Raw genomic sequence first — 19,906 nt, 5'->3', positions numbered from 1 at the left:
CGCCTGCATGGCAACGGAAGCGCATCCGTGGAGCTTCCGTTGCCACTACGAAATCCCACCCTCTTTGACGATTCGTCACTCTGCTTATCGTGGCCTTTTCGCAACTGGAAGCAGGCGTCGACAAACGGCAACGGCTTGATCGCGGTGCAATCTGCGAGTATTGTGATGAACAGCGGGACTTTCCGCGCTTTTTGGGAGCATCGGTTGTCCCGTTCTTGAACGCTGCCCGCCGCAAGGCATCGGGGGGCCTCCCGAGGATGAAGAATTGGAAGGGGAGTGAGACAATGGGTAAGAGAAGAGTTGGGATTCTCACGGGCGGAGGAGACTGCGCCGGTTTGAACGCAGTCATCAGGGGCATCACGAAGAGCGCCGTCAACAACTTCGACATGGAAGTCGTCGGCTTCTATGACGGGTTTCTCGGTCTCATCGAGAAGCGCTTCACGATCCTGACTTTCGAGATGGTTTCCGGCATCCTCACACAGGGAGGGACCATCCTGGGCTCGAGCAACAAGGCGAATCCCTTCGAACATCGGGTGCGCGAGGGCGGCCAGGAGCGTTGCGTGGACGTATCCGAGGAGTGCGTCGCCCTTTGCGAGGATCTTGCCATGGACGCCCTGATCTGCGTGGGTGGCGACGGGACCATGACAATTGCGGAGAAGCTGTCCCGCAAGGGAGTCAACGTCATCGGCCTGCCGAAGACCATTGACAAGGACCTTGCCGAGACGGACATCACGTTCGGCTTCGATACGGCCCGCACCGTCGCCACCGAGGCCATCGATCGAATTCACACAACGGCACAGTCCCATCACCGGGTCATGCTCATTGAAGTGATGGGAAGAAATGCGGGCTGGCTCGCCCTGGAGGCCGGGATCGCCGCGGGAGCCGACATTGTGCTGATTCCGGAAATTCCGTATTCCATCAAGGAGATCATTGGAGTGGCGCGAAGGCGAAGCCGCTTCGGGAGACAGTTCAGCATTGTAGTGGTGGCCGAAGGCGCGGCTCCCGTGGGAGGGACTCAGACCGTTCACAGAATCGTCAAGGACAGCCCGGACCCGATTCGCCTGGGCGGGATCAGCCACCGGATTGCGACCGAGATCGAGGAACAGACCGGGATCGAGTGCCGCGTCACCATTCTTGGGCACGTGCAGCGCGGAGGCACGCCCACACCCCTCGATCGCTTGCTCGCCACACGGTTTGCCGTAAAGGCCATGGAACTGGTGGAAGAACGCTGCTACAACCACATGGTCGCTTTCCAGGGAGGCGAAACGGTCCCGGTTCCCATCGAGAAGGTCGCGGGAAGACAGCGGCTTGTCCCGTTGGATTCCCCCCTCATCAAGACGGCGCGGTCCGTCGGTACCTCCCTGGGGTAGGTAAGTGCCGGGCCGCAATTCGACTGCCCCGGATCGCAGCCGGTCCGCTGCCGGTTTTTGGGGCCGCCGCCGCGTTCTTCGCGCGATGATTCGCACCATGCGTCGCGCGGCGCATACCGCAAGGGAGTGGTTTTTGCCTTTGGAGACAATATTCTGGTCGATATTTTGCTCATTTGTGTTAATAAGTTGAGCAATGGATACAATCCCGCTCGCGGGGCGGGCGACGTCGCTTATCGCGCCAGACGCAGGGAACGATGGGACTCCCGGTTGGCGGCAGGAGGAGAGTGTTCATGGATCTGATCCTTATCTCTCAGATATTGGCGGTCACCTTCTGCGTGGTTGTCGTTTTCGCCGCGGCCTACTACCTTGGATACCGCCGCAATGTGAGAAAATTCGAGACTCAATCGGAACAAGATCGTGAAGAGATGCTGACCATCGAGCGAGCTCTCAAGGAATTCTGGGATCACGAGAAGCAGAGGCTCGAACAGGAGAAGGAAGAGCTCAACCGACGCATCGGCTTCCTGGAAACCAGGCTCGACCAGTACCGGAGGAAGGCCGCGGGAATCGGCATGATGGGCCTCAGGAAGAGCAAGGTCACCGATATGTTCATCACGCTGCTCATCGAGAACGAGTCCCTCGAGGAAAAGCTTTTCCTTCAAAACCTGAAGCTGAAGCAGGAACGTGACGAATTCCTGGAGAACGAGCTTCGCAGCATCAGCTATAAGCGCATTCTGCTCTCCGAGCTCCTGGCGCAGTCGGAGGTCAGGCGGGAGTTGGAGCGCGCGATCAACGACAAGGGCCGCCTGAAGAGACTGGAAATAAAGCAGAAAGACATCGATCCGCTGGTCGCCGAGACTTCGGATGAAGCGGAGAAGACGGCCTAGTCCCGGTGGCTGCTCCTGCCTCAACTTGAGCGGACGCGATACAGGACCGCTTTGTTTTCGCCCCCCTTATCGGCATTCACCCCATACACGGCACGATGAACCATAGCCGGACGAGCATCGCGCATTTTCGGGCGATCGGCGCTCAGCGGCGGGCGCGCGGGAACGAAGGAAAACGCTCGCGCTCATCCCGGCGCAGCCGGCCGCTCGGGGAAAAACACCGGGTTCCGAAGCCGGGTCCGGAGGCCGGTCGGCGGTTCGCCGGAGTGGTGTCCGGGCCGGTCCTGCAAGATCGTTCGTCCCCCCCGGATTATGCCGCCGCAAAGGCCCCGGCACGGATAGCGAACCGGCAGCGACTGCGGTTGAAGGGGTTATCGCTCCGGTCATTCAGTAACCCGCCGATTTGGTGATGCTTTTGTCAGATTTCGCTTCCGGCGGGCATGCGTTCGTGCTATTGTTTATCAATTATACGCATTGAGATCTCATTCTCCTGTGGAATTGCCCTTTTCGCATTTCCTGTTCGATGTGCGGAGGTTCTGCTGCTGTGAGTGATGAACGCGACGGGAACAAGACACAGGCGGTGTGCTCTCCGCCTTTGAAATCCCGACAAGCCCGAGAAGAAATAACCGACGACGCCGGAGGCAGACCGCTCCGCGACCGCCCCCATATCACCCGCCGAAATCTCGATATCATTGAATTCCTTCCCGACGCCACTTTTGTCATCGATCGCGAGGGAAAAGTCATCGCGTGGAATCGAGCGATCGAGGAGATGACCGGGGTGAGGAAGAAGGACATCCTTGGCCGGGGAGATTTTGCATATGCGGTGCCGTTTTACGGCGAGCGCCGTCCGATCGTCATCGATCTGGTGATGGGTGCGGATTCGAAATTCGAGCGGAAATACCAGTATGTGAAAAAGCAGGGCGAGACGTATTTCGCTGAGGCTTACGCGCCAAATGCATACCGGGGCAAAGGCGCCTATTTGTGGGGCAAGGCATCCCCCCTGTACGACGGCAAAGGCAACTGGGTCGGCGCCATCCAGTCGATTCGCGACATAACCGACAAGAGGTTGGCCGATCAGGCTCTGGCCAGAAGCGAACGACAGTTTCGCATGCTGGTTGAGACCATGAACGAAGGGCTGTGCGTCCGCGATGCGAATGACCGGGTCCTTTACGCCAACGACAAGATGTGCCGGCTTCTTGGGTACGTCCGGGAGGAGCTCGTCGGCATGCAGGTATCGGCGCTTTTCGACAGCGCCAACCTGCTGATCCTTCAGCGTGAGATGGAGAAGCGCAGGAACCGGGAGGGCTCTCTTTATGAAATCCAGATGAAATCGAGGGACGGTCGGAACATCCCGGTGCTTGTTTCGGGCAGGCCGATGTTCGGCGAGCAGGGCGACTATCGGGGAACCATCAGCACGATGACCGATATCACCACGATCAAGGAAGCCGAAACGAAACTGCGCGAATCGGAACAAAAGTATCGCATGATCTTCGAGAATTCGCCCTTGGGCATTTTCCACTTTGATGCCGACTGCGTCATTACGACGGCCAACGAAAACATTTTCCGGATTTGGGGCACCACCGCCGAGAAGCTTGTGGGCTTCAACCTGAACACATCCTTGAAGAACAAGAAGATGAAGGCTGCGGTCATCGCGTGCATGTCCGGGAAGTCGGCACATTACGAGGGCAGCTACCTGTCGGTGACGGGAGGGAAGATTTCCAATTTGAAAGCGAACTACGGCCCGATCCTGTCGGCGGACGGCAAGGTGATCGGAGGTATCGGGATCATAGAGGATATCTCGGAACGCAAGCAGACCGAAGCGGCCCTGCAAGAGTCGGAGCGGCAGTTGCACCTCCTGTCGAGTCAGCTTCTGGCAGCCCAGGAACAGGAACGCAAGAGGATCGCCCGGGAGCTCCACGACGGCATCGGATCGTCTCTGAGCACAATCAAGTTCAGCCTCGAGGCGACGCTACGACGGATGAGGCAGGGTTCACAGAGTTACGAATCCCTGCAGAACGTCATCGTTCTCACCCAGCACGCCATAGACGAATCCAGAAGAATCATGACCGATCTTCGTCCTCCCATTCTGGATGACTTCGGCATCCTCACCACGATGGACTGGTTTTGCGCACAATTCAGGAAAGCCTACACGCACCTCCGGGTGGACAAGGAGATCGAGGTCGTGGAGGAGGACATTCCGGAGGCCTTGAAAATCGTCATTTTCCGGGTATTGCAGGAGGCGCTTCACAACACCGCGAAGTACAGCCAGGCCAGCCGGGTCAAGATCGGCCTTCGCAAGACGCCGGGAACGCTCGAGCTCAAAATCGGCGACAACGGTATCGGATTTGACCGGACCAGCGCCTCACGCCGCAGCGATTCCTCATCGGGTCTGGGTCTCCCCAGCATGAAGGAGCGAACCGAACTATCCGGCGGAACCTTCTCCGTCGAATCGACCGAAGGGGCGGGAACCACGCTTTGCGCGACATGGCCGCTCTGAGCCCGAAATTCCACACAGGCGCCCGCTTCTTGCCGCAGGGACATTGGTGGTTCGCTGTGAACCCTTTACGGAGAATGCCCTTCTTCCACCGGGCGGCCGATTTTCCTCCGCCCTGCCCCGATCCTTCCCGGCATCGCCGTTTTCTTTCAGCGTCCATCAGGCCCGATCGCCTCGCGGGCGGAATCAACTTCTACTGATCGGATTCTTCAGCGACCTCTTCCTCCTCCTCCTGCGGTTCCTCGTCGGGCTGAGGCTGGGCGGGGGGGGATTCAGCGGGCGTTCCGGGCCGAACGGTTCCGGAATCGGCACCCGGGGCGGCCATGGTCGCGTGACCCGCCCCTTCCGCTCCTTCAGGCATTGGAGGCTGCGCCGGCATCATCCTCCCCCCGGGCATCTCGGGAGGATGACCGGGCTGAGGCGGCCGAGCGGGCCGAGGCTGCGGTGGAACCGCCGCGGCGGCCGGCAGCGGAGTGACCACCTTGCCGTCGCTGAAAAGGCTTATGACGAAGACCTGGCCGTCCTTCTCGAGCGAGACGCTCTTGGATTCGATCTTGACGACCTGGTAGTCCCCGAAACGCTGGCCTTCCCGAACGGTCACGTACGGAGACCGGTCCTTCTTCTTTTCGGCTCCGGGGACTTGCCCCTTGTACCGCAAAAGGGCCTTCCTGGAATCGCCGTGGATGATGATCCCGTCCAGTTGGATCGCATTGTGGGAGGGGCCCGGTTTATTGGACTGGGCAGCCGGAGTGGCCGATTCGGGTGGAGGCGGTTTGCGGTCCTGGGCGAAAAGGTTCTTTTCCACCATCACCGGGGCTGCGACACAAAGGGAAAACAAGAGTAAAACCCCGCAAAAAACTGAGGCAACATACACGCCAAGTCTCATCATGTCGGGCTTCCGGCCTCCCGTTGAGATGAATTCGTGGGTTCACTGTGCTCAACAAGAATATTCTTTCCGATTCTGAGTATATTAGCGCTCATCCGGAAAGTCCACGGGTGTTTTCCGGGAGTTCCCGGCGGGGGTTCTGCGGCGGGGCGTCGCCGCGTTTTTCGGAGCCCCGCCGCGTCCGCTCATCCGACCACCGGCGGGAAGGACCGCGACGGGAAGCATTGAGCTCAACGCGCCGGGGCTTCGGAAGCCGGAGGAACGGCGACGTTTACTTTTGACGACCGATTTGTTAAGGAATTACCGGGAATTTCAAAGGACGAGGAGCCGATATGTCCGAGTCTTCTTCATTGCTCAGTGCTTTCCGGCGGGAGTTCAACCTGCAGGAGGAGCAGGTCTGTCAGTTGCGCGATGCCTATTTCATGGAGGGATTGCCTCTTGCGGACGCCTTCGAGCAGATTTCGGTGACCGATGAGAACCGCATCCTCCGCGTTCTGTCCCAGCATTTCGGGATCCCGCTGCTGGAGCGTGAAGATTACCCGGAGAAACCAGTGCTCCTCGAGGGCGTTTCCATGGTTTTTCTGCGCAAGCACGCCGTCCTCCCCATCCAGATCGAAAGCGGCAAGGTGAAGGTAGTGGTCAACAATCCCTTGAACCTGCCGGTGCTGAACCTCCTGGGCGGTTACTTCGCCGACATGAAACTCAGTCTGTGCCTTGGGCAGCGGGAGGAGATCCGAACGGCCATCGACCGGCTGTACGGGACCGCGGCAAGGGAGGCCGAAGAACAGTCCCGCTCCGGTGAAGGAGCGGTGCTCAACGGCAGCGCTTTCGAGGAGGATCTCGAGCACCTGAGGGGATTGGCCCAGGAAGCGCCTATCGTGAGGCTCGTCAACGTCCTGATCTCGCGCGCGCTCGACATGCGGGCATCCGACATTCATTTCGAGCCGTTCGAGCGCAGTTTCCAGGTCCGATGCAGAGTCGACGGTGTGCTCTTCGACCTCGATCAACCTCAGAAGAGCATGCAGGCGGCGATCGTCAGCCGCCTCAAACTGATGGCCAACCTCAACATCGCTGAACGCAGGCTGCCCCAGGACGGCAAGATCAAGCTCAAGTTCGGCAACCGCGAGGTCGACATCCGCGTTTCGACCGTTCCGACCATATACGGAGAGAGTATCGTCCTCCGGCTCCTGGCTCAGGAGGGGGTCGAATACAATCTGGCCAACCTGGGCATGGACGGGGAGGACCTCGCCTACCTGGAACAGCTTGTCGAACGGCCTTTCGGTATGATCCTCGTCACCGGCCCGACCGGTTCCGGCAAGACGACCACCCTTTACGGGGTCCTCAAAAAACTGAATTCCGTGGTGAGAAAAATCATCACGGTCGAGGATCCCGTCGAATACCAGATCAACGGCATCAACCAGATCCAGGTCAAGCCTCAGATAAACCTCACCTTCGCCAACGCGCTCAGGTCTCTTGTCCGGCAAGACCCGGACGTGCTTCTGATCGGAGAAATCCGGGACAAGGAAACGGCCGACATCGCCATCGAATCGGCTCTCACCGGTCACCTGGTGTTGTCGACCCTTCACACGAACGACGCGCCGGGCGCCATCACACGGCTCCGGGACATCGGGATCGAGTCTTTTCTGATGGCCGACTCCCTTCTGACGGTTCTCGCCCAGCGCCTGGTGCGTGTGCTCTGCCCTCATTGCAAGGAACCTTACACTGCGCGCGAAGCCGATTGGAACCGTCTCAACGAGATCATTCCCGACCTGCCTCGCTCCCTTACGCTTTGCCAGAACAAGGGCTGCGATCGATGCGGCTACACCGGATTCAGGGGCAGACAGGGAATCTTCGAGGTGCTCAAGGTGAATGAGAGCGTCCGATCGGCGATCGTCGCCGGGAAGGATGCCGGGAGCATTGCCCCGATCGCCTTCGAATCGGGCTACCGACCGCTTTTGCACCATGGCTATCGGAAGGTGATCGAAGGCATTACGACGCTCTCGGAGGTGCTGAGGGTGACAAGCCTGTCATGAGTCGGCCCGCGCCTCTGCGCCATTGTCCGTTGGACCCGCGGGCGGGTTGGAAACGGCGCGGGCGACCGACGACGACGCGAACGGGCGGAGGCGGTCGGCGATGAGCCGTGCATGCCCGGCCGGGAACCGGCAGCGGGCGAGATTCGCCGGAGCGGGGTCCGGGCGTTTCGTGGCGGCAGACACACTATCTCGGGTCAATCCGGCGTCGGCCGGATGAACGAGCAAACAGGACGGCATCATGGGATATTTCCAGTACCAGGCGCGGGACGGACAGGGTGAGACGCACCGCGGCGTCCTGGAAGCGCTTTCGGAGGGTGACGCCGCGAGGAAGTTGAAGAGCGGCCGCCTTTATCCCGTGAAGATCAAACCGGTCAAGAGTCACCGTCAGCGCAGGGTACCCGAGGAGCATCTCATTCGGTTCTTCTTCGATCTTTCCGATCTGCTCTCCGCGGGTCTCCCGGTGGACAGGGCGCTGGGCCTCATCAGCAGCAATCAGACCAACAAGGTCTTTCAGAGGATCAGCAAGGGATTGCTCGAAGAGGTTCAAGGCGGAAGCGACCTTTCCGGCGCTCTCGCCAAGTACCGTCACGTTTTCGGAAATCTGTCCGATCACATGGTGAGGGCCGGGGAAGCCAGCGGGACCCTCGGTCCGATCCTGAGGCGCCTGGCGGAATACCTCGAACAGCGCCGCACTTTCAGGCAGAGCCTCGTCTCCTCGATGATCTATCCTGCTATCCTTTTTGCCACGAGCCTTATTTCGATGGTGGTTCTGCTGGTTTATGTCATTCCAAATTTTGCCAAGATTTTCAATGATCTGCACCAGAAAATACCACCCGTGACGCAATTCCTCCTCGATGTGGGAATATTCCTCAAGGACTACGGCTGGGCTCTCGTTCTCGCCGCCGGGGTGGTGTTTTTCGGCGGGCGTCAGCTGTACCGGCACCCGGCAACACGAGGGGCTTTGGACCGCTTCCTGTTCCGCTTCCCTCTCACGCGATATCTCGTTCTCCACAGCGAGCTGACCCGGTTCTGCCGTACCCTCGGGACCATGATCCAGGCGGGCGTTCCGCTCCTGCGCGCGCTGAGCCTGGGACAGGAGTTGCTGACCAACACGGTCCTCAAACAGGCGATTTCACCCCTCTATCAGGAGATCAAGATCGGCCACTCGATGAGCAACTTCTTTAGATCGCGCGAGCTGTTCCCTTCCCGTATGGGAACCATGCTCCGCATTTCGGAGGAACAGGGCAACATGGGCGAAGGACTGCTCGGCCTGGGGGACCATTTCGAAAAGGAGCTGCAGCGGCGCCTCCAGAGACTTATGACCCTTCTCGAACCGGCCGTTATTGTGGTTACGGGTCTGGTGATCGGGTTGATGGTTCTGAGCATGTTTACCGCCATATTCGGTATCAACGACATCAAGTTTTAGCGTGATACGAACCTGCGCTGAGGATGGTAATGTTGACGGGAGGCCATAAAGCTCTCCCCCTCGTATTTTGCGCGGCCGACCGGCGCGCCTCCGCGGGCGATCTCTCCGGCACGGGGACACGGCATGACACGCCCGGCGAACCGGTGTTGTGTGATCTTGAACGCGGATCGGCATGAGAACCCGTTTTCGGACTTATTGTATGCAGGGAGCATCTCCGGGAAATCGTGCGGGGTTCACATTCCTCGAGCTCATGGTGGTCATGGTGATTATCGGCATCACGGTCGCCCTGGTCCTCCCTCGCGTCGGGGCGGGCTGGAGAAGGATGGAAGACCGGGAATTCCTCCAGGAGTTCGTCGATACGCTGAAGAGGTCGCGGTTGAGGGCCATGAATGCGGGAACGATCGTGTTTTTCAGAATCAATGGAGCGGAGCGGGTTTACGATTTCGAAGACCCGCCCCGCAGGCCCATTCCTCCAAACGTGGACATCTTTGCCGATCAACTGGAACGGGACCCGCAGACCGGGGATTACTGCCTGCTCTTCTTTCCGGACGGCAGCCTGTCCGGGGGCGACATCGAGATCGTGTTCGACAAGGTGCGTTCTTTCCGCCTGTACGTTCATCCCCTGTTCGGGACCGTTCACCTTTCGAGAGTGAGCTCATGATCGCAAGACCCGACTCCCGTTTATTGCGTGTCGCAAACGGTTTCACACTCCTGGAGGTCATGGTGAGCCTGCTGGTGGGGACACTGATTGTGGGCGGCGTCATGGGAGTCATTTCCGCATCGCTCCAGTTCAATCTGCGTCTGAAGGAGAAGAGCCTCATCCAACCGGTGCTGGAGGCCGCGGCCCAGGAGATTCTCGCCGATCCCGTCAAGGCGGAACAAGGGGATCTGACGTTGAACGACATGCCTGAAACGCCTACGGTCGCCGTCCGGTTGACGCTGGTCGAAGTGGGGCCGAGCGCGCCGTTCGGGGAACGGTCGCGCCCCTTGTATCGAGTGCAGTTGCTCTACCGGGGAGAACAGCTCGAATTCAGCCTGATGGTGCCCCGGGATAGGTCGAGGTGATCGCATGAGTCCCGCCTTCACCCGGAGAACAACCGTCAAGCCGTCGCGCGTGCTCCCCTCGCGCAGCGGTTTCACCCTGCTGGAGCTGGTCCTCGCGACATTGATCTCGAGCCTCGTCATCGGGATGCTCTCCGTGGCTCTGACTTTCTCCATGCGGGCCTGGGAGCGGGAACAGAACCGAAAACCGAGCGACATGCCGGCGATGCTCGATCTCATGAAGATGCAGCTTGCGCAGTTCGACCCGACGTACATCCGAATCGATGGAGAGTCCAGACCGTTGTTTCAAGGAAACGCTCATTCCCTGACACTGGCAACGGCCCATTCGGTGAAAGCCATTTCGGGAGGCGCCCCGGTGGTGGCCAGGTACCTTTTCGACGAGCGTGAGAAGAAACTGTTCTACGCGGAGATGCCGCTGGATACCCACCATACCGACGCCATCAAGGCGTTCATCGAGATCGGGCCGTCAACGAGCGAGGAGTCATGGCCGCGTTTCTTCTCCGTTGAGGTCTCCGCTCTCACGTTCACCTTCGGCGGCCAGGAGAAAGGCTCGTTTTCCGAATCCTGGGGAGAAGAGGAATCGCCCATGCCTTCCTTCGTGCTGGTGAAGTGGGTCTTGCCCGGAGACGCGGAAGCCGACGCGCGGTCTATCATTCCCAATTTCATTTTTCCCCTGAAAACGGACAGGAAGAACGCCGCAGGGGTGGCCCGGCCGACGCTCCCGGGCGCCGGCTCCGACAGCGAGTGATGCGAAAATGAGGGAGAACGCGGCGGCCTTATGAAGAAACTGCGGCTTGGGCAAGAAAGCGGTGTCGTGATTGTGGCGGTCCTGTGGATCTGCGCTCTGGTCATGTGGCTGGCGCTCCAGATCAGCGCCGAAACGCGGCTACGGGGTGAAGAGCAGACCCACCTGCTACGCAAGTCCCAGGCATTGCACCTTGCAATCGGTGGATGCTACGAGGCGCTGGCCCGAATGGGGCAGAGTCCCTCCCTCGGGCTGGATCGGAGTGGGGAGGACAACTGGCTGCCCGACGGCGCCCCCCACCTGGTGGAGTACGAAACCGGCCGCGCCGTGGTGATCATGGAAAGGGAAGACCAGAAGATCAACGTGAACCGCGCAAATCATGCCCAACTCAAGGCGGCATTCGTGAAACGGGGTATGGAAGGGGAGCCTGCGGAGGAATTGGCCGATCGGATCGCCGACTTCATCGACAAGGACGACTCTCCCCTGCTTCACGGCATGGAACAGGACCAGTACAAGCGTGCGGGAATGCACTACGGCCCTGTCAACGGCCCTTTGGTCAGGCTGGATCAACTCCTGATGATTCCCGGAATGAGTCAGCAGTTGTTTTACGGGTACGGGCCGAAGCAAGAGGATGCGGAAAGGGAGAAATCCGAAACGGATGAATCCGAAACGGATGGTTTCCAGTTTCCTGCAAGAGATTCGCTGTTCCAGATGCTTACGGTCTATGGTAGTAATACCGTCTTGATGGATAATCTGCCAGGGGAGGACCTTCGGCCGCAGGCGGTGTGGGTACGCGGTGGAGTATACCGTATCGTGTCTTGCGGAAAAGCCGGTTCCGGACCACCTTCGGTCACGGTCTGGCTGGTCGTGCGTTTTGCGCCCGAGACGCCCGAAGGGTACCAGGTGCTGTACCGCAAGATTCTGTGATCCGGACAGGAAAGCGAGAATAAAGAAGGATGCTGAAGGGTCTTGTCAAGCATCGTCCCGGGAATCTTCTGGCGGTCTATGTCGAGCCCGGTCAGATTGAGCTCCTGCGTGCATACCGGCAGTGGCGAACATGGAAGATCGACTCCACGGAGCGCTTCGCGATTCCCGAGGGGGAACCCGTCCATGAATTCCTTCAGCGCCTTAATTTGCGGCCCCGCGGAAAAAGAGCCGGAGCCCTGGTTCTGTTCCTTTCCCGCAGTTACTACACTTTCCATCGCGAACACTACCCCGCCGCGCTCCAGGAGCAGTTGGAGGAAGCACTGAACTTCGACTGGCAGGAAAATGTCTTTCACGAGCAGGACCGGACCCTGCATTTTTTCGGTCCTGCCGTGCTCGTCGACAGCCAGCTCTCCGTCCCGATCTTTTCGATACAGAGGGATGTCTATGACAAGTTCTACCAGGCGCTGGGCGGTGGGGTTTACGACAGCTTCTCGGTAATCCCCGGCGCCCTGATGTACAAGGCGTTTGTCCCGGAACTGCGCGCGGAAGAGGACGTCTTTCCCATCGAGATCATGGGGCGCATCATCGACCCTGAGCATGTCGAGATGCACCGCTTTTACAACGGGTTTCTCCTCGATTCCACGTTGCTCGGCAGGAACTGGGACAATCTCGGGCTTTTCCGGGAAAGCCTGCTTTGCCTGGGAGAAGGTCCGGACCGGCAGGAAGTCCGCATCCATCTGCTTTGCTCGGATGAGGAGTGCAACGACACCGAGAGCTACGGCCGGGAATGGAGGAACGAGAAGCTCCCGATGGGCGTCCATCCGGTCGAAGAAAGCCTTGTTCACCAATGGGTGCGATACATCCTGGAACAGGATAGCGTTCGAACGTTCGAGACGGAACTGGTGCTCAAACCCTGGCAGGTGCCCAAGGTTGCCTACCCCGTGCTGGCGCTCGTCGCCGTTTTCACCGCCTTTTCCTTCTACCAGGTGTATGCCGCAAACCGGCTTGTGGAAGACAGCAAACGGCTTCAGAAACAGGTGCTTCAGCTGGAAACGCAGTGGAAGCCCATCGAGGAGCTCCAGAACCGGATCGCCAAGTTCGAGCAGGACCAAAAGACCCTCACCCAGTTCAATCAGCAAGGCTACCCCATCCTGGAGGTTCTCAGTTTCCTCACGCAGGTGACGCCTGAAGATACCTGGCTCAATTACCTGTCCATCAAGAAGGGACAGTTGATGCTGAGGGGCGAGAGCAAATCCGCCATCAAGTATCTGTCCGAGCTCTCCAAGGTCGATGGGCTGGCGGACGTGCGATTTGCCTCGCCCGTCACCAAGAATCCTTCTTCGGACATGGAACGGTTCAACGTGCAGGTCCAGATCGAATCCGAGAAGATGATGAAAACCCTCGAAGCACTGCCGCCGGAAAAGCCCGACGACCAGGCGCCGAGCGTCGCTCCGGCGCCCGCATCCACATCTCCTCCGGTCGGAAAATCGGCCCCCAGGCGCCAGTTGCCGGACGAGGAGGCCGTGGATGAGGACTTCGCCCCGGAAGAGGACGAATAGGACGCAGCCATGATGAAGCACAAGGTATCCTGGTCCGACGTAAAAAGGCAGCGCACCGCGATCCTGGTGGTTACGGCGACTCTTGTGGGAATCCTGGTGGTCTATGCGATCTGGGTCAACCCTCTCCTTGTCCGTAAGGAGGAACTGGCCGCCCAGGTGAGACAAAAGAGCGACCTGGCGAAGAAATATCAGGATAAGCTCAACCAGGCCCAGAGCATCAAAGACAACCTGGTGAAGCAGGAACAGGAGCTCAAAGAGATGCAGAAGCGCCTGTTCCGCGGCAATGATCCTTACCAGTTGGCCGCTTCGCTGAGCGACATGCTGTCCGCCAAAGGCGGCCGGAAGCTCGACATCAAGACCTACCAGGTGCTTGCGAGCAAGGAATATGGCCTCTACCAGGAAGTCCACCTGCGATTCAACTTCATGACGACGGTGGACGGGCTTCATTTCTTCCTGGACAGGGTCAAGAACTTCGAGGCGGCCATCCTGGTCCAGGAGATCAATATCCAGAAAATACAGCGCAGCAAGGGACCGGACCTGATCATCAACGTTATCCTTGCCGCACTCATGGAAAAGGGGGACAAGTCCTGAACGTGAAGTCCGCGCAGGCGATCGGCCCGGGGCCGGTTGCTCCTCAACGATTGTTTTGCATTGCGGACCGTTTCTCATTTATACTGGCGCACCGACGATATCCCTGCTCACGAGGCCTTTTGGGTATTGTATGCATGGGGGGGAAACCATGAAGATATGCCGGGCCATAGGGGTTGTTTTGATGGCCTCTGTCCTGTTGTCCTGCGGTACGGCGGGCACTCCGCCTCCACGGGCGCCGCGCACCGTCTGGGGAGCAGTCCCCGAGCAGAAAGCGAAGTCACCCGCCGAGGTCCTGAGTCCCGTCGCCCTGGATTCACCCAAAGAGAAGCAGGTGTCGCTGGACGATCCGAAGAAAGACTCCGATGCAGCCAAGAAAAAGCCCGTCCTCCCGCGCCACGAGGGGAAGACGACCTCCGGCCTGCTCACCCCGCCCGCCGGGGGAAAAGGAGAGAGAGTTCCAGTCGGGGAAGGCGAACGTCAGAAGGTCGTCTTCAATTTCGACAAGGCCGACCTGGGAGAGGTCACAAGCCAGGTATTCGGCGATTACCTCAAGCTCAACTATGTGCTGGACCCCACTCTTCAAGGCCGGATCAGCATGTACCTGGAGGGCGAGTTCAACAGGACCGAGCTGCTCCAGATGATCATCAAAGCTTTCGAGGCAAACAACGTTTCGATCACCCCCCAGAAGGGACTCTACTATATTCAGCCCTTGCAGCGCAGCGCCAGCAGCAGCCTGTCCCTCGCCGACACCATCACGTTGAAGCCGGACAAGGACGGGGTGAGACCCGTCATCGTCATCTACAAACTGCGCTACCTGGACGTCAAACAGGCGCTCAACACCGTAAAATCCTTCATCACCCCCGGGCGGCCCCTCATTTCGGACACCATGTCCAACAGCCTCATCTTCGTCGAGAGCAGCGACAATGCCCACTCCATCGTTGAAGTCCTCAGAACGATGGATATGAACATCCTTCAGGAAGTGAGCATGGAGGTCGTTCAGCTGCAATCCATCGCTCCGCAGGACGCCGTCCAGGGGATGGACGCCCTTATGGGCAAACTGGGCCTCTTCAAGGAGACGAACCTCAAGAACAATCTCGCGTTCATCCCCCTGGTGAATTTCCGCGGCGTGCTGGTCCTGGCCCAGACACCCGAGTTGCTCAAGACCGCCAGGCAATGGATCAACGCCCTGGACACCCATGGCGGCGAAGTGGGAGAGCAGATCTACGTCTACTACGTCCAAAACGGGCTGGCCAAGGACATCGGAGACATTTTGCTGCAGGTGTACGGAATCGCGGCACCCGAAAGGCGACCGGAAAAACAGGTCGTCCAATCGACCACCGGGAGGAGAACCTTCGGCAGCGGCTCGTCTTTCGGAGGTGGGTCGACTTCCTCGGGTTTCGGCACCTCGTCGAGCGGTTCGTCCTTTGGCAGCTCATCGAGCAGTCGATTCCGCTCGGCGTCCTCGGACTCATCCGGCCAGTATGGGGGGACCGGCTCGGCGTTCGGACAAACCACTGGCAGCGGGGCTTCGGCTCAGCGCGCGGCGCGCAGCGCCGCGGGCCGCGCGGGAGGACAGAGTCCGCCGACATCGGTGTCCCCCGAAGTGATGATCATCCCCGATGAGGTCAACAATGCCATAGTGGTCCGTGCAAACGCCACCGACTACGCCAAGATAAAGAAGACCATCGAAGCGCTGGATATCCTGCCCCGCGCCGTCCTGATCGAGGTCATCATTGCCGAGGTCGCGCTGACCAAGGATTTCGAGTACGGGCTGAAATGGTACTTCAGCCATGCGGAAGTCGGAGCCGGCGTCGGGCAAGGCTCCCTCAACGGACTGGGAGGCGTGTCCGACATTGCTCTCAACCTGGCCGGCATATCCTCCGCGGGCGGCATGGCACTGGCCTGGGTCAGCAATGCCAAAGACATGGCGGGGGTCTTGAGCTGGCTGTCCTCGAAAACCAAAGTGAAGATTCTCTCCACGCCCACCCTGCTGGCAACCGACAACAAGGAAGCCGCCATCCAGGTGGGTGGACGGACGCCCGTACCGAGCGGGTCCTACACCGGGGGGACCTCGACCACCCTCGACACTGTGTTCAGCACCATCGAATACGAGGAAACCGGCACCATACTTACCGTTACACCTCACATCAACGCCGGAGGCCTGGTCCGCCTGGAAGTGGAACAGACCATCCGCCGGGTCGGCGCCAATGCCACCGTCGGGGTCAACAACACCGCGCCCACCTTCACCGAGCGAAACCTGAAGACGACGCTGCTGGCCCAGGACGGCTCCACCGTGGTCATCGGCGGCATAATCGACGAAATCGACCGGGACACCACCACCGGCGCGCCGATGCTGGTCGATGTTCCCATTATCGGCCCGCTTTTTGGGCAGAAGGGCAAAAGCAGGGAACGCACGGAACTGCTCATTGCGATCACGCCGCGGGTCGTCGAAAGACGCGGGAGTGATTCTCTGCGGGAATTCGTGGGCAAGATGAGAGATCTAAGGCAGCTTATCCATCCCAACCCCTGATGGATCGGAACGGCCCGCTCCTTCTTTCTGGAGCGAAATCCTTATTCGTTCGAGCAGACCGGCAAAATCGGGCGGCAGCGGTGCCGTGAATGAGAGGTCCGCTCCGGAAACGGGGTGCCGGAACGCCAATCCGACCGCATGAAGCATTTGGCGGTCCACCTCCATCAACAGCTCTCGCAGGACATCGGATTTGACCGCGCGAGCTTTCCGTTTTCCGCCGCCATAGGTTTCGTCGCCGACCACCGGATGTTGCATATGGCTCAGATGAACCCGGATCTGGTGGGTTCTCCCCGTCTTGATGACGACCCTGAGCAGGCTCACCTCACCCCAGGCGACTGCGACCTTCCATTGAGAAACGGCTTCGCGCCCGCCTTTTTCCAGCACGGCCATTCTTTTCCGATCCACCGGATGGCGACCCATTCCCGTCCGTATCTCCCCTGACGCCCCGGCCATCGTGCCGTACACCAGCGCGAGGTACTCCTTGCCGACCTCATGGTGCTTGAACTGCCGGATCAGCTCGAGGTAGGCCCGCTCGCTTTTGGCCACCATCAAGGCGCCCGAAGTGCCGCGGTCCAGGCGGTGAACGATGCCGGGCCTTCTGGGAGCGCCCCGGGAAGCCAGCCTGGAACAATGGGCCAGCAGACCGTGAACCAGCGTCCCTTCCTCATGCCCCGCGCCGGGATGCACGATGACCCCGGGCGCCTTGTTCAGCACCAGCACATCGTCATCCTCGAACAATATCTCCAGGGGCATGGGCCGAGGCTGCAGCGAATCCTCCCCGACGGCCTCCGGCAGCCACACCGCGATGCAGTCGCCGGATCGGATTTCATAGCTCGCCTTGACCGGCAATCCGTTCACGGTCACACGACCTTCCCGGATCAGCTTCTGAACCTGGCTTCGCGAACAATCCGGGCTCCGGGCGCTGAGGAATACGTCCAGCCGGCGGAGCTTTTCCTCGACGTCCACATGGAACGTCAGGTCAGGGGGAGAATTCCGTGTTCCCATCGCGTCATACGAAGTTGCGTTCAAGATGGATCTTTCAAGCACAAAAGAGCGGGGGAATGCTTCCCCCGCACCCCCCAAGTTTCGGCCACACGCGCAAGCGCGTGAGGCCGAGTGCTCGGCGCTGTCGGCGACTGGCCGAAGGCCGCCGCCGCAGCGCCACACGGAGCCGCGAAGCGGCGAGGGGGTGTGAGGGATACGTCCCCCACGCTTTTAGAGTATCATGCGAGTCACGGCAAGGGGAAGGCTCTATGCCCTCCCGCCCAATGCACTCATCTCCAACGCGCCCCGGCATCAAGGAACGACCCCGGTCTTTCCCTTTATCGCTCACGGACAGGGTACAAGCACTCGACAAAACTTTCATTGGTGGGAGCAAACGCCCCCTCGGTTCATGACCGTTGAACGCGAATCGGTCTCAAGACATCGCACACCCATGCCGGGAAATCGTTTACGAACGCATTCACGCAAAAGGCGGGACATTTCTGACCCGCCCTCGACACGAACAAACCCCGGGGAATCCGAGGGTCAATGCTGGTGCCGGCTGACCTCCGCATCCTTCAACGTGGTGAAAATCAAGCGTCCCGCGGTGGTCTGCAGTATGCTCGTCACGGAGACTTCCACTTCCTTCCCGAGGTGCCGACTTGCATTCTCCACGACCACCATGGTGCCGTCCTCCAGGTAGGCGATGCCCTGCCCCTGTTCTTTCCCCTCCTTGAGAATCTGAAGGCGAAGGACCTCGCCCGGAAGAACCACCGGCTTCAATGCGTTGGCCAGCTGATTGATGTTCAGAATCCGAATGCCCTGCACCTCGGCGACCTTGGACAGATTGTAGTCGTTGGTCACGATCTTGGCGTTCAACCGGAGAGCCAGCGCAACCAGCTTGGCATCGACATCCGACAGGTTGTCGAAATCCTGCCGGTCGATGCGGACCTCGATCATCTTTTCCTGCTGCAACCGTTTGATGATGTCGAGACCGCGCCTTCCCCTCACGCGCCGGGTGGGATCGGGACTGTCGGCAATGTGCTGGAGCTCCTGGAGCACAAATTCCGGGATGATCAGAATTCCGCCCAGGAAGCCCGTTTCCACGATATCCGCGATCCGTCCGTCGATGATCACGCTGGTGTCCAGGATTTTCATGGTCTGGCCCGCGCGCGAATTGCCCCGCGTAAACCACGACCAGTTGGGAATCCGCAACTCTTCGATCTTAAAGCTGCCCAGCACCATTCCTATATAACCAAAAATGCATGATAAGATGACATAGATTGCGACGCTGATAGTGGTATTGGGCAATGTGGTGAAAACGTACCCGAGCAGCTTGACGAGGGACAGTCCCAGCACCAGGCCGACGGTACCGCCAAACAAGACCTTGAGAGGAATGTGTTTGATGAGCTTCTCAACCGACAGGGTGAGCATGGCAAAAACGATTCCGGCTCCCACGCCGGCCCAGGGGCGCCACGCATAATCCCTGAGGCTTTCCGTCTGATCGGCGATGAAATAACCTCCGACGCCGCAGATGATGAACAACAGCATTTTCAGAATAAACCAACCCCATTTCAAACGACTCACCTCCCCTCACGAAAAATTCGATGGTGTCCGGAAACTATGAAAGAATGCCAACAAAACCTGGAACTGTGGAAGGTATTCCTACGGGAGAGCGCAGCACCCCTTCAGATCAGGTCACTGCAACATATCGCGTATGCCCTTATCGACTTCCTCTTCACTGATGTCCTGCACGATGGACAGCTCCTTGAGCAGGAGCGTTCTGGCGGTGTCCAGCATTTTCCTCTCTCCGAAAGAGAGTTCCTTGTCTCCTTTCAGAACGGTCAGGTCCCTGAGGACTTCGGCCAATTCGTAAATGGAGCCCGTCTTGATCTTCTCCATGTACTCGCGGTATCGCCTGTTCCAGGTCCCGCCGTTAACGGAAACCTCCCTTTTTTGCAAGATATCGTAAACCTTGGAGATATCCTCCAAGCCGATCAAGCCGCGCAATCCCACCGTGTGTGCGTTTGGAACCGGAATCATAATCTTCATGTCGTTGTCAAGAATGCGCATGATGTAGAAATCCTGCTTCTTACCCCCGATACTTTTGGTCTCGACGGATTCGATCTTCCCTACCCCATGCGCTGGGTAAACGGCCAAATCCCCTATCTTAAACATCATGTCCTCCATGTTCCCAATCGCTCAAGGGTTTTCGATATAGGGATGACAAATTATTTTACCACCAACCCACACCGATGCAAAGGAGAAACACGATAAACAGGACAGGAGACAGAAAAAGTGAATGCGAGAATTTCTATAAAAAAAGGCAGGTTAGGGACTGTCAAAGGGCCTCGGAAGCGCTTGCGCACGCATCCTCCCTCCTCGCACGCGCGAGTCGGCGCGGTGCGGGAAAATTTCACG

The 19,906-nt window shown here is 59.1% G+C and carries 16 protein-coding genes; 12 read left to right on the top strand and 4 right to left on the bottom strand.

The annotated features are described in order from the left end of the window. Window positions 1-284: 284 nt before the first annotated feature. The 3 genes from SFUM_RS18980 to SFUM_RS22135 all read left to right on the top strand — a co-directional run bounded on the left by SFUM_RS18980 (window position 285) and on the right by SFUM_RS22135 (window position 4,748). The gene (locus tag SFUM_RS18980) at window positions 285-1,370 is read left to right on the top strand and encodes a 6-phosphofructokinase (RefSeq protein ID WP_041441018.1); all 1,086 of its coding nucleotides are present in this window, start codon (window positions 285-287) and stop codon (window positions 1,368-1,370) included. Window positions 1,371-1,660: 290 nt separating this feature from the next. Then, window positions 1,661-2,254 (top strand): hypothetical protein, encoded by a 594-nt coding sequence (locus tag SFUM_RS18975; RefSeq protein ID WP_041441015.1) that lies wholly within the window; start codon window positions 1,661-1,663, stop codon window positions 2,252-2,254. Between the two features lie 541 nt (window positions 2,255-2,795). Beyond that, window positions 2,796-4,748, top strand: coding sequence for a PAS domain-containing sensor histidine kinase (locus SFUM_RS22135; protein WP_011700463.1), 1,953 nt, complete (start codon window positions 2,796-2,798; stop codon window positions 4,746-4,748). Between the two features lie 190 nt (window positions 4,749-4,938). Here SFUM_RS22135 and SFUM_RS18965 read toward each other — a convergent pair whose 3' ends face one another. After that, window positions 4,939-5,634 carry a hypothetical protein gene (locus tag SFUM_RS18965; RefSeq protein ID WP_041441013.1) on the bottom strand — a complete coding sequence of 232 codons (696 nt, stop codon included), beginning with the start codon at window positions 5,632-5,634 and terminating at the stop codon, window positions 4,939-4,941. A 329-nt stretch (window positions 5,635-5,963) separates the two neighbouring features. Between SFUM_RS18965 and SFUM_RS18960 the strand changes: the two genes are divergently transcribed. The 9 genes from SFUM_RS18960 (at window position 5,964) to gspD (ending at window position 16,504) form a co-directional block, all read left to right on the top strand. Next, window positions 5,964-7,664, top strand: a complete 1,701-nt coding sequence (locus tag SFUM_RS18960; RefSeq protein ID WP_011700461.1) for a GspE/PulE family protein — start codon at window positions 5,964-5,966, stop codon at window positions 7,662-7,664. A 238-nt stretch (window positions 7,665-7,902) separates the two neighbouring features. Further along, on the top strand, window positions 7,903-9,090 hold the full coding sequence (locus SFUM_RS18955; RefSeq protein WP_011700460.1) for a type II secretion system F family protein: 1,188 nt from the start codon (window positions 7,903-7,905) through the stop codon (window positions 9,088-9,090). A 199-nt stretch (window positions 9,091-9,289) separates the two neighbouring features. After that, window positions 9,290-9,751, top strand: a complete 462-nt coding sequence (locus SFUM_RS18950) for a pilus assembly FimT family protein (RefSeq protein ID WP_041441010.1) — start codon at window positions 9,290-9,292, stop codon at window positions 9,749-9,751. Beyond that, window positions 9,748-10,155: a type IV pilus modification PilV family protein gene (locus SFUM_RS18945; RefSeq protein ID WP_011700458.1), complete on the top strand. Its 408-nt coding sequence runs from the start codon at window positions 9,748-9,750 to the stop codon at window positions 10,153-10,155. Before SFUM_RS18950 ends, SFUM_RS18945 begins: the two co-directional genes overlap by 4 nt. 4 nt (window positions 10,156-10,159) lie before the next feature. Then, a complete protein-coding gene (locus SFUM_RS18940; RefSeq protein ID WP_011700457.1) occupies window positions 10,160-10,900 on the top strand; it encodes a PulJ/GspJ family protein in 741 nt (246 codons plus the stop codon). A gap of 30 nt (window positions 10,901-10,930) precedes the next feature. Continuing rightward, window positions 10,931-11,824: a type II secretion system minor pseudopilin gene (locus SFUM_RS18935; RefSeq protein ID WP_011700456.1), complete on the top strand. Its 894-nt coding sequence runs from the start codon at window positions 10,931-10,933 to the stop codon at window positions 11,822-11,824. A gap of 29 nt (window positions 11,825-11,853) precedes the next feature. Continuing rightward, a complete protein-coding gene (locus SFUM_RS18930) occupies window positions 11,854-13,383 on the top strand; it encodes a PilN domain-containing protein (RefSeq protein WP_011700455.1) in 1,530 nt (509 codons plus the stop codon). 9 nt (window positions 13,384-13,392) lie between these two features. Then, window positions 13,393-13,974, top strand: a complete 582-nt coding sequence (locus SFUM_RS18925) for a type 4a pilus biogenesis protein PilO (RefSeq protein WP_011700454.1) — start codon at window positions 13,393-13,395, stop codon at window positions 13,972-13,974. Window positions 13,975-14,122: 148 nt separating this feature from the next. After that, window positions 14,123-16,504, top strand: a complete 2,382-nt coding sequence (gene gspD / locus SFUM_RS18920) for a type II secretion system secretin GspD (RefSeq protein ID WP_011700453.1) — start codon at window positions 14,123-14,125, stop codon at window positions 16,502-16,504. Here the strand turns inward: gspD and SFUM_RS18915 are convergent. From SFUM_RS18915 to SFUM_RS18905, 3 genes are all read right to left on the bottom strand, one after another. After that, window positions 16,475-17,533, bottom strand: a complete 1,059-nt coding sequence (locus tag SFUM_RS18915) for an RluA family pseudouridine synthase (RefSeq protein ID WP_150109566.1) — start codon at window positions 17,531-17,533, stop codon at window positions 16,475-16,477. The genes gspD and SFUM_RS18915 overlap by 30 nt on opposite strands. 498 nt (window positions 17,534-18,031) lie before the next feature. Then, entirely contained in the window at window positions 18,032-19,072 is a 1,041-nt protein-coding gene (locus SFUM_RS18910) for a PIN/TRAM domain-containing protein (protein ID WP_011700451.1), read from the bottom strand. Between the two features lie 111 nt (window positions 19,073-19,183). After that, on the bottom strand, window positions 19,184-19,663 hold the full coding sequence (locus SFUM_RS18905; RefSeq protein WP_011700450.1) for a CarD family transcriptional regulator: 480 nt from the start codon (window positions 19,661-19,663) through the stop codon (window positions 19,184-19,186). Window positions 19,664-19,906 lie beyond the last annotated feature (243 nt).

The organism is Syntrophobacter fumaroxidans MPOB, from assembly GCF_000014965.1.
Lineage (GTDB): Bacteria > Desulfobacterota > Syntrophobacteria > Syntrophobacterales > Syntrophobacteraceae > Syntrophobacter > Syntrophobacter fumaroxidans.
Note: the sequence above shows the minus strand (reverse complement) of the source record. Positions and strands in the feature narration are given on the sequence as shown.

Excerpts from the sequence above, each read along its gene's own strand:
- SFUM_RS18980 (WP_041441018.1), top strand. The coding sequence starts at position 285 with ATGGGTAAGAGAAGAGTTGGGATTCTCACGGGCGGAGGAGACTGCGCC.
- SFUM_RS18975 (WP_041441015.1), top strand. The coding sequence starts at position 1,661 with ATGGATCTGATCCTTATCTCTCAGATATTGGCGGTCACCTTCTGCGTG.
- SFUM_RS18965 (WP_041441013.1), bottom strand. The coding sequence starts at position 5,634 with ATGATGAGACTTGGCGTGTATGTTGCCTCAGTTTTTTGCGGGGTTTTA.
- SFUM_RS18960 (WP_011700461.1), top strand. The coding sequence starts at position 5,964 with ATGTCCGAGTCTTCTTCATTGCTCAGTGCTTTCCGGCGGGAGTTCAAC.
- SFUM_RS18955 (WP_011700460.1), top strand. The coding sequence starts at position 7,903 with ATGGGATATTTCCAGTACCAGGCGCGGGACGGACAGGGTGAGACGCAC.
- SFUM_RS18950 (WP_041441010.1), top strand. The coding sequence starts at position 9,290 with ATGCAGGGAGCATCTCCGGGAAATCGTGCGGGGTTCACATTCCTCGAG.
- SFUM_RS18945 (WP_011700458.1), top strand. The coding sequence starts at position 9,748 with ATGATCGCAAGACCCGACTCCCGTTTATTGCGTGTCGCAAACGGTTTC.
- SFUM_RS18940 (WP_011700457.1), top strand. The coding sequence starts at position 10,160 with ATGAGTCCCGCCTTCACCCGGAGAACAACCGTCAAGCCGTCGCGCGTG.
- SFUM_RS18935 (WP_011700456.1), top strand. The coding sequence starts at position 10,931 with ATGAAGAAACTGCGGCTTGGGCAAGAAAGCGGTGTCGTGATTGTGGCG.
- SFUM_RS18930 (WP_011700455.1), top strand. The coding sequence starts at position 11,854 with ATGCTGAAGGGTCTTGTCAAGCATCGTCCCGGGAATCTTCTGGCGGTC.
- SFUM_RS18925 (WP_011700454.1), top strand. The coding sequence starts at position 13,393 with ATGATGAAGCACAAGGTATCCTGGTCCGACGTAAAAAGGCAGCGCACC.
- gspD (WP_011700453.1), top strand. The coding sequence starts at position 14,123 with ATGAAGATATGCCGGGCCATAGGGGTTGTTTTGATGGCCTCTGTCCTG.
- SFUM_RS18905 (WP_011700450.1), bottom strand. The coding sequence starts at position 19,663 with ATGTTTAAGATAGGGGATTTGGCCGTTTACCCAGCGCATGGGGTAGGG.